Below are 15,841 nucleotides of genomic sequence, written 5' to 3'. Positions count from 1 at the left end.
CGAAACTAGACAAAAATCCAAAGATTTCTTTTGGTTTTTCTCGTTAGCATAGTATTAGAAATCCGAATAATGCCATTCCGGTTTCCGGATCAAAAACATGCATTTTCTACCCGAAAATGCCGGAGGGGAATCCAGCAGTTTTATCGGGCCGACGACTATAAGGCCTCTATCACGACCATCATTTCGACGTTGTTCACAAGGAGACCATCCCATGTCCGCCGGCATACGACGAAAAAAGACCTACCCAATTGCGCTGCCGCTCTACTGGTTCGCATGCATTCTGCTCTGTGCCGCGGCAGGCTACGCCGATACGCCGCCCACGCTGGGGATGATCGAACATCCCGCCGGACAGCTGCCGCTGGATGTCCCCTTTGTCGATGACGAAGGGCACCGTGTCACGCTCGGGGAGGTCATGGACGGCAAACCGGCCATTCTCACCCTCAACTACTACGGATGTCCCGGCCTCTGCACCCCCCAGCTCAACGACCTCGCCCAAAACCTCACGATGGTCAAACTGGCCGAAGGCAAAGAGTATAAGATCATCACCCTCAGTTTCAACCCCGACGAGGGGCCTGCCGACGCAGCCAAGAAAAAGGCGAACCTCCTCGCCTCCATGCCCCGTCCCTTCGATCCCGCCGCCTGGACCTTCCTGACCGGCAGCGACGAAAACATCCGAAAGGTGACCGATGCCGTCGGCTTCCAATACGAAAAACAGGTCGGACCGAACGGCATGGAAGAGTATGTCCACCCCGCCGTGCTCGTCGCCCTCTCGCCCCAAGGGAAGATTACCCGCTACCTCAACGGAATCCAGCAGCTCCCCTTTGATATCCAGATGGCCCTGATGGAAGCCTCACAGGGAAAAGTGCGCCCCACCATCGCCAAGGGGCTCCTCTTCTGCTTCGCCTTCGACCCGAAGAACAAAACCTACGTTTTTGCCGCCGAAAAGTTCGGGGCCATCGCCCTGACGTTGATCCTGGCCGGCTTCTTCCTCTACCTGGTGCTCTCCGGCAGAAAAAAGCGTTCCATGGAGGACAACAATGCCTAGCTTCTATCATGAAACCCATACCATGTTCGGCCATCTGCGCAACCCCGTCCTGCAGTGGATCTTCAGCATCGACCACAAGCGCATCGGCCTGATGTATATGACGCTGATGTTTACGCTCTTTTTCCTGGCGGTGGGCGCCGCGCTGACGATGCGCGCGGAGCTTTTCGCGCCCGGGGCCCAGTTCCTTGAACCGCAGACCTACAACGAACTCTTCACCTTCCACGGCGTCACGATGATCTTTCTGTTCATCGTCCCCGGGATCCCCGCGACCCTCGGCAACTTTCTGCTGCCGCTGATGCTGGGCGCACACGACGTCTCCTTCCCCCGGCTCAACCTCATCTCATTTTGGTTCTACGTCCTCGGCGTAATCCTGGGGATCTCCTCCCTGGTCACGGGGCACGGGTTCGCCGACACGGGCTGGACCTTCTACGCCCCCTACAGCATCCGCACCGACGCGCATGTACTCTCGACGCTGAGCGCCGCCTTTATCCTGGGCCTGTCGTCGATCCTGACGGGGCTCAATTTCATCGTCACCATCCACCGGCTGCGCGCCCCCGGCATGGGGTTTTTCAAGATGCCGCTCTTTATCTGGGGACTCTACGCCACGGCATGGATCCAGGTGCTCGCGACCCCGGTCGTGGGCATCACCCTGCTGCTCGTCATCCTTGAACGCACCCTGGGAATAGGGATCTTCGACCCGACGAAGGGGGGCGATCCGGTCCTCTTCGAGCACCTCTTCTGGATCTACTCCCACCCGGCGGTCTACCTGATGATCCTTCCGGGATTCGGCATCGTCTCCGAGGTGCTGCCCGCCTTCACCCGCCGCACCATATTCGGCTACCACGCCATCGCCATCTCCTCGGCCTCCATCGCCGGCATCGGCTACCTCGTCTGGGGCCACCACATGTACACCTCGGGCATGAGCGACCTGGCCCGGGTCATCTTCTCCTTTCTCACCTTCCTCGTCGCGGTGCCCACGGGAGTAAAGATCTTCGACTGGGTAGCGACGATGTACAAAGGCTCCATCGTCCTCGCCACGCCGATGCTCTGGATCCTGGGGAGTATCATCAACTTCACCGTCGGCGGGCTGACGGGCCTGACCCTGGGCGCCATCGGCCCGGACATCCACCTGCACGACACCTACTACGTCGTGGCCCATTTCCACTACACTATTCTCGGCGGGGTCATTTTTATGTTTATCGGGGGGCTGCACTACTGGTACCCGAAGATCACCGGGAAGCTCTATGACGAGGGGCTGGGGCGCATCGCCTTCGGGCTCGCCTTCGTCGGGTTCAATATGCTCTGGTTCCCGATGTTCCTCGCCGGCTTCTTCGGCAACCCCCGCCGCTATTTCGATTATCTGCCCGATTTCACCGTCTACCACCAGATCTCCGGGGTCGGGGCGCTGCTGATAGCATCCGGCCTGGTCATGATCGTCTACACCTTCTACCGGGGACTCCGCTCGGGACGCGACGCCGGTCCAAACCCCTGGAACGCGACGACACTGGAGTGGCACATCCCCTCGCCCCCGCCGCTGGAGAACTTCCCCAAGATCCCTTACGTGGATTTCGAGCCCTATGAGTACGAGGCGGGCGAGCCCCTCGTGCAGTTCGATGAAAACTTCCGGAGGATACGCTGATGCAACAGGAAATGGCATACGACGCACAGGGACAGCCCCATCCCGTCGTCGACTTTCACAATGACTACGGCGGAGCCAAGTTCGGGTTCTGGGTCTTTTTGATGACCGAGGCGATGATGTTTGGGACACTCTTTCTGCTCTTCGCCATCTACTTCTACCGCCACACGGAGAGCTATGTCGCCTCCTCCGGCCACCTCGACGTCTGGCTGGGCGGCACCAATACAATGATCCTGCTCATCAGCACCTACACCATGGGGCTCGGTACGATGATGCTGCGCCGGGGCAGGGTCCGCGCCGCGGTCCTGCTCGTGGGCGCGACCGCCCTGATGGCCCTTATCTTTCTCGGGATCAAGGCCGTCGAGTGGAACATGGAGATCAGCCGGGGCATCTACCCCGGTTCGGGGGTACTTGACGCCCTGGACAGAGGCGAGATCCTCTTTTTCGGCCTCTACTTCGTCATGACGGGTCTGCACGGCCTGCACGTCATCGCCGGCGTGGCGCTGATGAGCTGGGTGCTCCTGCTGATCCGCTCCGGCGGCATCCGGCCCGAGCACACCATCGTGATGAAGAACGTGACGCTCTACTGGGATTTCGTCCACCTCGTCTGGATCATCCTCTTCCCGCTGTTTTACATGATAGGAGTCTGAGATGGAACACGCCACCCCCTCCGTCGCCCTCTATACCAAAGTGCTGGGCGGCCTGCTGCTGCTGACGCTGCTGACCTTCGTGCAGCCCTCGCTCCTCCCCCTTGCCGTCGGCGGCACGGTTGGCATCCAGCTGCTCATCGCCGCCATGAAGGTGGCCCTGGTCGCCGCGTACTACATGCACCTGCGCAGCGAGACCGCGTACCTCAAAGGGTATGTGGGCATGGCTCTCGTGATCTTACTGGTCTTTTTCGTCATCGTCGGTATCGACGTGGCCCACTCATAAAAAGGAGAAGGCATGCTCGAAGGATTCAATCAAGACGTTTCCACCTACGCCGCCGACGTGGACCGGGCCTTCTGGATCACGACCGGCATCTCCATCGCCATGTTCGTCCTCGTGGCCGGCCTGATGCTCCTCTTTATCGTGCGCTACCACCACAGTCGTGTCGAGCCCGGGGAGATCCGCAACATTCGCGACCACCTGGGGCTGGAAATCGCCTGGACCGTCATCCCGACGATCCTGCTCTTCGTCATCTTCTACTACGGCTACACCTCCTTCCGGGACCTGCGTACCATGCCCAAGGACGCCTTCACCATCGACGTGCTGGGCAAGCGCTGGTCCTGGACTTTCACCTATCCCAACGGCAAACAGACCGACGAACTCTACGTTCCCGTCGGCCAAAACGTTAAGCTGATCATGAGTGCGCCCGACGGCGACGTCCTGCACAGCTTCTTCGTCCCCGCTTTCCGGGTCAAGGAGGATGTCGTTCCCGGGCGTAAAACGCACATCTGGTTCAATGCCACAAAACCGGGAAGGTATGACATCGAATGTGCCGAGTACTGCGGCGTCGGACACGCAAAGATGCTCACGAAAGTCGAGGTCATGAAGACGGCGGATTTTGATGCGTGGTACGCCAGCGACAAGCTGAGCCCCCACGACACGGCCGCACCCAAAAGCAAAGGGGAGATGCTTTACAAAACGCTGGGTTGCGCCTCCTGCCACAGCCTCGACGGTTCGGTTATCGTCGGTCCCTCTTTTGCGGGACTCTTCGGCAAAGAAGTCACCGTGACAACGGGCGGCAAAACGCGCCGGACCGTCGTCGACGACGCCTACCTCGAACGTGCCATCCGCGCACCGGGCGCCGACGTGGCCGAGGGCTTCCCGGATGGCGTCATGCCCGACCTCTCCGGCCAGATCGACGCCGAGCAGCTGAAGGCGCTCGTGGCCTTCATCAAAGAGCAAAACGGCGGCGGTGCGGCCCCCGAGACGGCCGCTCCCGCCGCAGCGCCAACGATGGAGCCGGCCGCAGCACCCGCACCGGCGGAAGCCGAACCGACCGCACCGCAGGAGGCGTCTGCCGCCCCTGACGGGGCGACCCTCTTCAATGCAAAAGGGTGCGGCGCCTGCCACAGTCTCGACGGTTCGAAAAAGCTCGGTCCGACGCTCAAAGGCCTCTATGGCAGCAAGCTGACGGTCGTCACCGACGGCAAAAACCGCGAGGTAACGGCCGACGAAGCGTACCTGCGCAGCTCCGTCGAAACCCCGAACGCCGACATCGTCGAAGGCTTTGCGCCGGGGCTTATGCCCCCCTTCGGGAAGATGCTCTCCGCTGAGGAGATCGAAGCGCTCGTCACCTACATGAAGGAGCTCAAATGATTCGCACACTGATGGAACTGACCAAATTCCGCCTCTCGGCGGCGGTGACGCTCTCCGCCGTTTTCGGCTTCGCCCTGGGCGGCGGCAGAGATCTTGCGCCGCTTCTCCCCTCGACGCTGGCCGTGCTGCTCCTCGCCCTGGGCGTTTCGGCGCTGAACCAGTACCAGGAGTGGGAGAGCGACAGCAAGATGAAACGCACGAAACGGCGGCCCATCCCCTCTGGGCGGGTCCATCCCGATGCCGCACTGGCCGTCTCACTGGCGCTGATCGCCCTGGGGACGCTCCTGATCTCCGCCACCCTGAAGACGACGGGCCTGCTGCTCTTCCTCTTCGTCCCTTTCTGGTACAACGGCGTCTACACCATCCTCAAACGCTATTCGGCCTTCGCCGTCGTACCGGGAGGCCTGCTGGGGATGATCCCCCCTGCCATCGGCTGGCTCGCCGCAGGGCGGAGCCTCGCCGATCCGGAGTTCTTTGCGCTGGGGCTGCTCTTTTTCGTCTGGCAGGTCCCCCACTTCTGGCTCCTCGCGGCCAAACACGACGCCGACTACCGCGCCGCGGGCTTCCCGACGGCCGTCGAGATCTTCGGCGAGACCGGGTTTCGACGGGTGCTCTGCGTCTGGTGGATGCTCACCATCTTCTGCGCCCTCTACACCGCGGCGATCTTCGGGATCAGAAGCTCCGCCATCCTTCTACTGCTGGCAGCACTGGCCGCCGCCACGGCCGCCGCGGGCGGACGCATCCCCTTCCGACAGCTCACCGCGGAACGCGCCAGTACCCTTTTCCGGGGGATCAACCTCTTCCTGCTGGGCACAATGACCCTGATGAGTATCGATACGATCTAGTTAAGAGTTAAGAGTTAAGAGTTAAGAGTTAAGAGTTAAGAGTTAAGAGTTAAGAGTTAAGAGAAGCATGCGGCAATCCGCTTCTTCCGTCAAGGCCGAAGCGCAAATTAGCGTGTCGAGCGGATAACAAGAGAATGGAATATCCCGAAAGCGGCAGCCTTTCGCACTTTCTTCTTTCGGGTTCGGTTTCTTCTTTGTGCGAGCAAAGAAGAAAGGGAACAATAAACATCTAAAACAACAGCCCAACCAACGCCGCCAACAAAACAGGCGGCGTAATAACAAGGCCGACTTTCATATACTCCCCCCACCCAATTTTCACACCTTTATTGGCAAGGACATGCAGCCACAGCAGGGTCGCCAGCGAGCCGATCGGCGTCATCTTCGGCCCCAGGTTGGCCCCGAGGATGTTCGCGTACGCCAGGGCGTCCCGTCCCGCGTCGGCGATAGCGATGTCCATGATCATAATGGTGGGCATATTATTCATGACGGCACTGAGACCGGCGGAGAGGAAACCGGTCCCGATGACCGCCACCGCCTCTCCCTGCGCCGCCATCGCCGTGACGGCATCGGCCAGGTAATCGGTCAGCCCCGCGTTTTTCAGCCCGTAGACAACGACGTAGAGGCCTATGGAAAACCAGACGACCTGCCACGGCGCCGCCTTGACGGTCATAACGGGTTTGACCGCCTTGTAGTAGTTGGCGATGAAGAGGAAAATAACCGCCCCCCCCAGGGCGAAGAGGGAAACAGGGAGGTCATAGCGGTCGCCGATAAAGTAGCCCGCCATCAGCAGGGCGAGAAAACCCCAACTGAGCTTAAACATCGTCATATTCTTGATGACCGACGAAGGTTCGGGGAGTTCGGAGACGTCGACCTTGAGCGGGATATCTTTGCGGAAATAGATCCAGAGCACAATGATCGAAGCGATAATGCTTAAAAGGTTCGGCAGGAACATCGCCTGTGCATACTCCCAGAAGCCGAGGTCGAAATAGCCCGCTGTCACGATGTTGGTAAGGTTGGAGATCACCAGCGGGTTGGAGGCGCTGTCGCCGATAAAGCCCCCCGCTATCAGGAATGCGAACACGGCGACGGGGTTCATGCGCAGGTGCTTCATCTTCGCCAGCAGGATCGGCGTGAGAATGAGCGCCGCCCCGTCGTTGGCGAAGAAGGCCGCCACCAGGGCGCCGAGCAGCAGGATGTAGACGAACATCTTGTTCCCGCTGCCGCCGGAGAGTTTCGCCATCTTCAGCGCCGCCCACTCGAAGAAGCCGATCTCGTCGAGGACGAGGGAGAGCAGGATGATCCCGATAAAGGCGAGCGTCGCATCCCAGACTATTCCCGTCACCGTCCAAACGTCATCGACGCTGACGACGCCGAGGACGACGGCAATGACGGCACCGATGACGGCCGTCGTCCCGATCTGGAGCCCTTTGGGCTGCCAGATGACGAAAAGAAGGGTAAGAAGAAAGAGCAGGGCCGCCGTCAGCATGGGAACATCCTTGGGTTTGAATCAGGCGAAACTATATCAATCTTTCTTGATTTAATCAAGACTCAGCTGCAGCAGCTCTCCCCCGAACAGCACGATGACTCTTTTTTGCGGAACCACGGTTTGGCGAGGAAGTAGAGCACCAGCCCCCAAAGCAGCAGCGACGACGCGACGGCAATGATGCCCGCCTCTTCATGCAGGTGCACCAACGCCTTCGGGTCGATCTCGGCACGGATGAAGAGCCAGTCGAGCATGAGCCCGAAAACGACGCTGGCCACGGTGATGGTGCCCAGGTAGATGGCGAGGGCCCTTGTTCCCAGCATCTTTTTCACGACACCGATGGTGACGGTGTTCGTCGCGGGGCCCGCGCTCAGGAAGACGAAGGCCGCCCCGGCGCTCACCCCAGAGAGCATCAGCCCCGCGGCAATCGGCAGCGAGGCCGTCGCGCAAACGTACATCGGCACGGCGACGGCGATAACGATGAGATAGGAAAGCCAGCTGTTTTCGGCGAGGAGCGTGCCGAGGTCCTCGGGGATCGCCACGGTGATCAGCGCCCCGACGATGAGCCCCCAGAAGAGCGGTTTGGCGATGTCGCCTAGCAGGGTCACAAAGGCATAGCGCAGCGCGCCGACCATCGAAAAGCGCTTTTTCGTCTCCGTTTCGCAGCCGCAGCCGGAGCTGCAGCAGCTCTCTTCCTCTTTGACAGGGGCGGCCATGCTGAAGCCGACGGTCGCGGCCTGTTTCGGCGGTGCGGCCATCGAAAAGGCCGGGGCCTTCGGCGCGGGCGTGGACGCGGGTTCAGGCTCCGAACCGAACAGGTTCGTCAGGATCCCGGCAATCATCGCCATCAGCATGGAGGTGAAGACGCGGTAGAGGGTAAAGGCCCATCCGAACATCCCGTAGGTCGCGAGGATGGAGTCTACGCCCGTAATGGGCGTCGAGATGAGAAAGCTGAGCGTCGCCCCGTGGCTCGCCCCGCTCTTTTTGATGGAGGTCGCCAGCGGGATCACCCCGCAGGAGCAGACCGGCAGCGGGATGCCGAAGAGGGTCGACTTGACGACGGAAGCCACGTTGTCGCTGCCAAGGTGCTTCGTAACCAGCGCATCAGGCACGAGTTCGTGCAGCAGGCCCGCGAAGAGGAGGCCGAAAATGATATAGGGGGCCATCGCATTGCTCAGGTCGACCAGTGCACCCCAAAACAGAAGCAGAAACTCCATTGCTATTCCTTCATGCGAAAACGCTATTGTCCGACGAAACGTTTTATAACCCGCTTTTATCCGCCAAGCTTACCGTTTTTATGTCCGGGCGCTAAGGTTGACCTGCACACTTCTTACACACAGCCGCAGTATCATTTCCTATTCACTCAAAAGGAGACCGATGTTCCGTCCGCTCTTAGCCCTGCTGCTCGCTGCCGCCGCGCTCCGGGCCGAGGGGATCGACACCCTGATCGACCGCTCGCTTGCACAGCACCACTCGCTGAAGATAATCGAACAGCGCCTCGGCGCCTATGACGCCCTGGAGGACAAAAGTTCCCTCTTCGCCAACCCGGAGCTGCTCGTCGGCATCAACGACATCCAGTTCGACGACCCCATGGACCGCACCCTCGAGCCGATGCAGTTCACCTCCGTCACGCTCAAACAGAAATTCCCCTGGTTCGGGAAACGCGGCGCGGCGGGTGAGAAGGTACGGGCACAGAAAGCCGTGCTCTTCGCCTCCTTTGAGGCGGCGCAGGCAGAGCTGGCCAAGCGGATCCGTCTGCGGGCCTACACCGTCGCCGAACTAAACGCGCGGCTGGGCGTCTTGCAAAACTACCTGGAACTAACAAACCAGAACATCGCCCTCAACACCGCCTACGCCTCCACCCAGCGTGACCGCCATATGGGGATTATGTCCGCCGAGCTGCTCCGCTCCGACATCGCCGTGCGCCGGGAAAAGCTCACGGCGATGCTCACGGCGCAAAAAGCGCGACTGGCCTACCTCGTGCAGGCCCCCTTCGACGCCGTCGAGGCCGATGAAGCGGTTGCGCCCCCGCCGCCCCTGGAGACCTACCTACAGCGGCTGGAGAACAACCGGATCTACCGCGTCAAAGCAGCCGACCAAAAGGCCGCGGCGGCGGAGACGAAGGTCAAAACACTCTCGGCCAACGCCGACCCCTTCGTGATGGTGGGCTACTACTACCGCGAAGCCCACCCCGACTACCTGAGCGTCACCGTCGGCGCGGCGCTCCCCCTTTACGGCGCAGAGCGCGACGACACCGAGGCGGCACGGAAGGCGGAGCTGGCAACGGCGGAGGCGGCCGCCGACTACCGCCTGCAGCTGCGCAGCGAGATCGAGACGGCGTACGCGGCGCTGACCGAGGCCTACCGCACCTACCGCATCATCACCGAGGAGAGCCTGCCCCAGGTGGAGCACATGGTCGACCTCAGCGACGCGAAACTGCGCAGCGGCAGCGACCTTTTCAACTATTTCGACCTGCTCGAACGCAAGCTCCGTTTCGACGAACAGCGCATCGCCGCGAAAGCCGACTACCTCCGCGCCGGCGCGCGCCTTAAAGCATTGACGGGAGAGATCAAATGAGACAACACATCTTAGTCCTCGCAGCCCTGCTGCCCCTGCTGCTATGTGCCGATGAGCGGCCGAGCGTCGAACAGCTCTTTGCCGTCAAAACGGTCAAAGTACAGCAGACCAGCGCCGCGCGGGCGCAGACCAACTACGGCTATGTCCGTGCCGAAGACTCCCGCATGTACGACGTATCGCCACGGTTCGGCGGCTATGTCCAGAAGCTCTACGCCGATACGCGCTACCGCCGGCTCAAGAAGGGCGAGGCGCTGGCCGAAGTCTACTCGCCCGAGGTGCTCCAGGCGAAGGAGGATTACCTCACTGCCCTGCGTTTCAACGCGACGCGCCCCAGCCCGGAGATGCTGCGCAGCCTTCGTAAAAAACTGACGCTGCTCGGTGTCAGCCGCGCCGAGATCGACGCGGTCCGCTCCGGGATGAAAGCCGACTCCCTCACCACGATCCACGCCCCGGCATCGGGGTGGCTTTTTGAAAAGAGCGTCGTCGAAGGCTCCGCTTTCAAAGCGGGCATGAAGCTCTTTACCATCGTCAACCTTGAGCGTGTCTGGGTCGAGGCCGCGCTTTACCAGCAGGAACTGCCGCGGCTCGCCTCCCTGAACAATTTCACCGTCAGGGCCAGCGGCGTGGAGCGGGCCTACCCCGCCAAAAAGCTTACGCTCTACCCCGACATCGACCCCAAGGCGGCCACGGTCACCCTGCGCCTCGCCGTCGACAACCCCCACGGCGAGCTGCTGCCGGGCATGTACGCCACGGTCACTGCAGCGGCGGCGGCGTTGCCGCTGCTCACCCTTCCCCGCACGGCAGTGCTGCGCAAGAACGGCGGATGGTACGTCTTCCGCGCCGGGGATTTCAAGGGGGTTTTCGAACCCGTCAAGATCGAGGTCAAACCCCTTGACAAGGATCGCTTCGAGGTCGTTTCCGGGTTGAGCGCCGGGGATGAAGTCGCCGGCGACGCCCTCTTTATGCTCGATGCCGACGCCCAGATCAGCGGACTGGAGTAGGGAATGATCGAACGCCTTATCGCCTTCAGCGTCAAAAACCGCTTTCTTGTCCTTATGGCGACGCTCTTTCTCATCTTCGGCGCCTACCGGGCAGTGATGACGACGCCGCTCGACGCCCTGCCGGACCTCTCCCCGCCCCAGGTGATCGTCCAGGTCACCTGGAAGGGGCAGAGCCCCGAGATCGTCGAGGACCAGGGAACCTACCCGCTGGTGTCGCAGTTCCTCTCCATCGCCGACATCCGCACCGTGCGCGGCTTCTCCACCTACGAAAATGCGCTCATCTACATCATCTTCAAGGAGGGAACAGACCTCTACTGGGCCCGCTCACGGGTCCTGGAGCAGCTTGCCGCCATCCAGAGCAAACTGCCCGAGGGGATGGAAGTCGCCCTGGGGCCGGACGCCTCGGGGGTGGGCTGGGTCTATGAGTACGCCCTGACATCGAAAACGAAAAGCCTCGCCGAGCTGCGCACCCTGCAGGACTACTACTTCAAATATGCCCTGATGGGCGTCGACGGCGTCAGCGACGTCGCCACCGTGGGCGGTTTCGTGCCGACCTTCCAGCTCACCGTCAACAACGACGCCCTGATCCGCTACGGCCTCTCCGTCGGCGACGTCGCGCGGGTGCTGCGGCAGAACAACAACGATACCGGCGGGCGCATCGTCATCCAGAACGGCTTCGAGTGGATGGTGCAGGCGAAGGGCTACCTCAAAGACCTGGATGCCATCCGGAACCTCGTCGTCACCGTCAAAGAGGGCATTCCCGTCACCCTTGCGCAGCTGGGGAGGGTGGAAGTCGTGCCCGCCGCCCGCCGGGGGGTGGCGGACCTTAACGGCCGGGGCGAGGTCGTCGGCGGAATCGTCATGGTACGCTACGGCGAGGACGTCTACAGCGTCATCCAGCAGATCAAGGCGAAAATGGCCGCCCTGCACATCGACGGGGTCGACGTCGTCACCACCTACGACCGCTCCGGGCTGATCGACAAGGCAATCGGAACCCTGACCGACACCCTCGTCGAAGAGAGCATCATCGTCGTGATCATCATCGGCCTCTTCCTGATGCACCTGCGCTCTTCGCTCATCGTGCTGCTCGTGCTGCCGCTCGTCATCGGGGCGACCTTCGGGCTGATGAAGCTCGCCGGCATCGGCAGCAATATCATGAGCCTCGGCGGGATCGCCATTGCGCTCGGTACCGTCGTGGACGCGAGCATCGTCATGATCGAAAACGCCCATAAGCGGCTGCGTAAAAAGCGCGGGGAGCTGGGCCGCGAGCTCACACCGGCCGAACACGCCGAGACGGTCGTGGCGGCGGCGCAGCAGGTGGGACGCCCCATCTTCTTCGCCCTCGCCCTCGTCGTCGTCTCTTTCCTCCCCATTTTCGCGCTCTCGGGCGAGGAGGGGCTGCTGTTTACCCCGCTGGCCTTCACCAAAACCTTCGCCATGTCCGCGGGCGCCATTCTCGCCGTCACGCTGGTGCCGGTGCTGATGGTCTCCTTTATCCGCGGCCCCATCCGCGAAGAGACCGCCAACCCCATCAACCGCTTCTTCCTCTGGCTCTACCAGCCCCTGCTGGCGTGGGGGCTGAAGCTGCGCTACGTCGTCCTGGCCGCCTCCCTCGCGCTGCTCGTCGCCATCGCGCCGCTGTACGAGAAGCTCGAGTGGGAGTTCATGCCGATGCTCAATGAACAGACGTTCATGTACATGCCGGTGACACCCTTCGGGATCAGCATCGACCAGAGCAAGGCGCTGACGCAGAAGACGGACAAGATCCTCAAGAGCTTCCCCGAGGTGGAGACGGTCTTCGGCAAAGGGGGGCGCGCCGACACCGCCACCGACCCCGCGCCCCTGGGGATGCTGGAGACGATCATCACCTTCAAAGACCCCTCCCAGTGGCGGGAAGGGATGACCTACGAGCAGCTGCGAAACGACATGGAGGCAGCCCTCCAGGTTCCCGGGCTTGTCAACTCCTGGACCTACCCCATCCGCGGCCGGATCGATATGCTCTTAAGCGGCATCCGCACCCCCGTGGGCATCAAGCTCTACGGCAGCGACGCCGCGACGCTGCAGCGGCTGGCACGGGATATCGAACAGAAACTGATGCCACTGCCCGAATCCCAGTCTGTCTTCGCCGACCGCTCCGCCGCGGGCTACTATATCGACATCGATATCAACGAAACGGCACTGCAGCGCTACGGGCTGGCAAAGACGGCCCTGCTCGAAACCACCCGTGCGGCCATCGGCGGCATGAAGGTGACGACGCTCTACAAAGGGATCGAACGCTATCCCGTCGCCCTTCGCCTCGAGGAGGATGAACGGCGGAACCTCGACGATATCCGCGCTCTTCCCGTCAAGACGCCGCTGGGATTCGTCCCCCTCTGTACCTTCGCCGACGTCCGCTACCGCGAAAGCGCCTCGGTCATCAAGAGCGAAATGGCGACGCCGGTCACCTATGTCTACATCACCCCGCGCCCGGGCGTAGGCGCCGTCGCCTATAAAGACGCGGCGCTGAAGGCCCTCGCGGACTTCCCGCTGCCGCCGGGCTACCACATGGAGTGGGCGGGCCAGGCGGAGTACCTCGCCTCGGCCATGGAGAAGATGCGCTGGATCATCCCGGCGGTGCTGGCGGTGATTTTACTGCTCATCTACCTCTCGCTGCGGCGCCTCGTTGCGACCCTGATCGTCTTCCTGACGCTCCCCTTTGCGCTGCTTGGCGGGGTCGTCTACGTCTGGATGCTCGGATTCAGCATGAGCATCGCCGTCATCGTCGGTTTCCTCGCCCTGCTGGGGATCGCCGCGGAGACGGCCATCGTCATGATCGTCTACCTCACCGACAGCGTGGAAGCTTCCCGCGCGGCGCTGGGCGAACGTTTCGACGCCCAAGCCCTGAAAGCGGCGATCAATGAGGGGGCCGTCAAGAGGGTCCGCCCCAAGCTGATGACGGTCTTCTCCATCCTCGCCGGCCTCGCCCCCATCATGTACACCCACGGTGTCGGCAGCGAGGTGATGCAGCGCATCGCCGCCCCGATGCTCGGCGGGATCGTCACCTCGGCGCTGCTCAGCCTCCTCATCATCCCGATTCTCTACGAGATGTACGAGCGGCGCCACTTGAACAAACAACCGGGCGACACTGCCCACACCACTCAAAAGGAAAACAGATGAATCCAACTCTTTATACCGCCGCGCTGCTCGCAGCGCTCGTCGCCTTCGCAGGCTGCAGCGATCAGAAAAAAGCATCCGACACCCCTACCGCCGGTGCCATGAAATGCGGGGCCGGTAAATGCGGGGCCAATATGGTCAGCGGCAGCTCGGAACTGGCGAAAAAACAGCGTGCGGTCCTTACCCAGATGTCGGCAGCCGACCCGCGCATGGGGTGCGTCACGCAGGCGAAAACGGTCGAAGCGGTCTACGACTGCGTCCGGGACCCCGAAACGGGCAAGCTGACGCTTGAGTACAACGCGTCGAAATAAAAAACAGTCGAAGTGATTGTAACAGGGGACAGGCGGCCTCAAGGGCCGCGCGGCGGTCACTCTTTTGATTCCAGAATAAACGCCAGCGTATCGCGCGCCTCTTTGCCCGTCAGGTTGGCGCGGACCCGCATGTGCTGCATGGAGATCCGCCATGCCCGTTCGGAAAGGTTCGAAGGGGGCCGTATGTTGTGGCACCGCACACAGGTGTCGGCCCACACCTTCGCCCCGTTGACGGGGTCGCCCTCACCGGCGGGCGCCGCGCAGAGGGCCCCCGCCACCATCGCCTGGATACAGATTAATTGTGCAAACCGGTTCATCATCCCCTCCTAAAAACCGAAGGCGAACTGGGCCAGGACGCGGTTGTCATCGTATTCCGGCGCCTTGTCCGCATTGTTGAACTCATACGCCACCTTGGCGATGACACTCGGGGCAAACAGGTAGTTAAGCCCCATAGACACCTGGTCACGGTCGAGGTCGGAATCGGCCGGGCGGAAGGCGCCGTATCGCACGACGGGCTCCACGGGCAGCGTCCCGAACTGATAGGCCAGCTGCGCGTACCATGCCTTCCAGGTGAAGGTGTCCGGGGCGACGCTGCTGCCCAGCTTCCCGACCGTCTGCTGGCTGTATTCCGCTTTCAGGTCTGCGCCGTCGTAGTGCCATGAGAGGTCCGCATCAAACACGGTGTAATCGCGTTTCGATTCGCCTTCGAGCGCCGCCTTGCCGTAGGCGCCGGAGACGCCGATCTCGCAGTTGGGCAGCGGGTCGACGGCATAGCGTAGACCGACGGTGTAGCCCGCGGTATCGGAACTGGTAGGGCCTTCTGCGGCGATTGCGCCGATACTCGTGTTGTTATCATCGGCAAGCTCCAGCACGGGGGCATTGGCGACAAAAAGGGTGTAGTTGCTTTGCAGCGCCCCCAGCGGGATCCCGCCGCGCAGGCCGAGACCGGTAAAGGAGATCGGGGCAGCGCCGTCCTCTCCGAAACCGATCGGCTCCGTCGGCAATTTGTTGATCCACGAAGGGTGCAGGTTCTGCCGGAACTGCCCCAGCGGGGAGAGAAACTTCCCGGCAACCAGCACCATATAATCGTTAAGGAAGATGCTTGCGGAGGCGTACTCCAGCTCCACACTCGTTTCCAGATCGTCATTCATTTTCGTTTCAAGTTCGCCGGTGAAGAGGACAAGGTCCGCGTAGGCGTACTGAAAAATCGGCGAGAACTGTACCAGGTCGAAACCGCCGTTGGTGTGTTCGGCATAGGCATACCCCGCCGCCGCATACCCCGAGAGCGTAAAAACGCCGTCGGCATTCGTCTCCCGGGCCCGCTGCAGTTCGGCCACCGATGTTTTCAGCGAAGTGATCTCCTCGCGCAGCTGCGCAATGTCGTCCTGCGCCGTCAGCACCGTCGCCAGGGAAAACAGCAGTACTCCCTGTCGCGTCATACATTTCATGACTGCTCCTTAACCCGGGCGCCGACGCCCGCGGTGGG

At 61.7% G+C, this 15,841-nt stretch carries 14 protein-coding genes; 10 read left to right on the top strand and 4 right to left on the bottom strand.

Annotated elements, in window-relative coordinates; all coding sequences use genetic code 11:
* Positions 1–211 precede the first annotated feature (211 nt).
* Genes LOH54_RS01830 through LOH54_RS01805 form a run of 6 tightly spaced genes read left to right on the top strand, consistent with a single transcriptional unit; the run spans position 212 to position 5,830 of the window.
* Positions 212–1,045 (top strand): SCO family protein, encoded by an 834-nt coding sequence (locus tag LOH54_RS01830; RefSeq protein WP_231020038.1) that lies wholly within the window; start codon positions 212–214, stop codon positions 1,043–1,045.
* Positions 1,038–2,684, top strand: coding sequence for a cytochrome c oxidase subunit I (locus LOH54_RS01825; RefSeq protein ID WP_231020037.1), 1,647 nt, complete (start codon positions 1,038–1,040; stop codon positions 2,682–2,684). Before LOH54_RS01830 ends, LOH54_RS01825 begins: the two co-directional genes overlap by 8 nt.
* Positions 2,684–3,331 carry a cytochrome c oxidase subunit 3 gene (locus LOH54_RS01820; protein WP_231020035.1) on the top strand — a complete coding sequence of 216 codons (648 nt, stop codon included), beginning with the start codon at positions 2,684–2,686 and terminating at the stop codon, positions 3,329–3,331. Before LOH54_RS01825 ends, LOH54_RS01820 begins: the two co-directional genes overlap by 1 nt.
* A gap of 1 nt (position 3,332) precedes the next feature.
* Positions 3,333–3,614 carry a cytochrome C oxidase subunit IV family protein gene (locus LOH54_RS01815; protein ID WP_231020034.1) on the top strand — a complete coding sequence of 94 codons (282 nt, stop codon included), beginning with the start codon at positions 3,333–3,335 and terminating at the stop codon, positions 3,612–3,614.
* 12 nt (positions 3,615–3,626) lie between these two features.
* Positions 3,627–4,985, top strand: coding sequence for a cytochrome c oxidase subunit II (gene coxB / locus LOH54_RS01810; RefSeq protein ID WP_231020032.1), 1,359 nt, complete (start codon positions 3,627–3,629; stop codon positions 4,983–4,985).
* Positions 4,982–5,830: a protoheme IX farnesyltransferase gene (locus LOH54_RS01805; protein WP_231020030.1), complete on the top strand. Its 849-nt coding sequence runs from the start codon at positions 4,982–4,984 to the stop codon at positions 5,828–5,830. Before coxB ends, LOH54_RS01805 begins: the two co-directional genes overlap by 4 nt.
* 229 nt (positions 5,831–6,059) lie before the next feature.
* On the opposite strand, the gene LOH54_RS01800 is transcribed toward LOH54_RS01805, so the two are convergent.
* Positions 6,060–7,316: an arsenic transporter gene (locus tag LOH54_RS01800; protein ID WP_231020028.1), complete on the bottom strand. Its 1,257-nt coding sequence runs from the start codon at positions 7,314–7,316 to the stop codon at positions 6,060–6,062.
* Positions 7,317–7,378: 62 nt separating this feature from the next.
* Positions 7,379–8,530, bottom strand: a complete 1,152-nt coding sequence (locus tag LOH54_RS01795) for an SO_0444 family Cu/Zn efflux transporter (protein WP_231020027.1) — start codon at positions 8,528–8,530, stop codon at positions 7,379–7,381.
* Between the two features lie 160 nt (positions 8,531–8,690).
* On the opposite strand from LOH54_RS01795, the gene LOH54_RS01790 reads away from it, so the two are divergent.
* From LOH54_RS01790 to LOH54_RS01775, 4 genes are read left to right on the top strand one after another with little or no spacing between them, the layout of a single operon-like run.
* Positions 8,691–9,890, top strand: coding sequence for a TolC family protein (locus tag LOH54_RS01790; RefSeq protein WP_231020025.1), 1,200 nt, complete (start codon positions 8,691–8,693; stop codon positions 9,888–9,890).
* Positions 9,887–10,891 (top strand): efflux RND transporter periplasmic adaptor subunit, encoded by a 1,005-nt coding sequence (locus LOH54_RS01785; RefSeq protein ID WP_231020023.1) that lies wholly within the window; start codon positions 9,887–9,889, stop codon positions 10,889–10,891. The genes LOH54_RS01790 and LOH54_RS01785 overlap by 4 nt, the downstream gene beginning before the upstream one ends.
* A gap of 3 nt (positions 10,892–10,894) precedes the next feature.
* The gene (locus LOH54_RS01780) at positions 10,895–14,047 is read left to right on the top strand and encodes an efflux RND transporter permease subunit (protein ID WP_231020021.1); all 3,153 of its coding nucleotides are present in this window, start codon (positions 10,895–10,897) and stop codon (positions 14,045–14,047) included.
* Positions 14,044–14,355: a hypothetical protein gene (locus LOH54_RS01775; protein ID WP_231020019.1), complete on the top strand. Its 312-nt coding sequence runs from the start codon at positions 14,044–14,046 to the stop codon at positions 14,353–14,355. Before LOH54_RS01780 ends, LOH54_RS01775 begins: the two co-directional genes overlap by 4 nt.
* Before the next feature lie 56 nt (positions 14,356–14,411).
* Here LOH54_RS01775 and LOH54_RS01770 read toward each other — a convergent pair whose 3' ends face one another.
* Together LOH54_RS01770 and LOH54_RS01765 are read right to left on the bottom strand one after the other, a co-directional pair.
* Positions 14,412–14,672, bottom strand: a complete 261-nt coding sequence (locus LOH54_RS01770; RefSeq protein WP_231020017.1) for a hypothetical protein — start codon at positions 14,670–14,672, stop codon at positions 14,412–14,414.
* Positions 14,673–14,681: 9 nt separating this feature from the next.
* Positions 14,682–15,803: a porin gene (locus LOH54_RS01765; protein WP_231020015.1), complete on the bottom strand. Its 1,122-nt coding sequence runs from the start codon at positions 15,801–15,803 to the stop codon at positions 14,682–14,684.
* Positions 15,804–15,841 lie beyond the last annotated feature (38 nt).

This window comes from Sulfurimonas sp. HSL-3221, assembly GCF_021044585.1.
Classification (GTDB): Bacteria; Campylobacterota; Campylobacteria; order Campylobacterales; family Sulfurimonadaceae; genus Thiomicrolovo; species Thiomicrolovo sulfuroxydans.
This window is presented reverse-complemented; position numbering and strand designations above follow the sequence as displayed.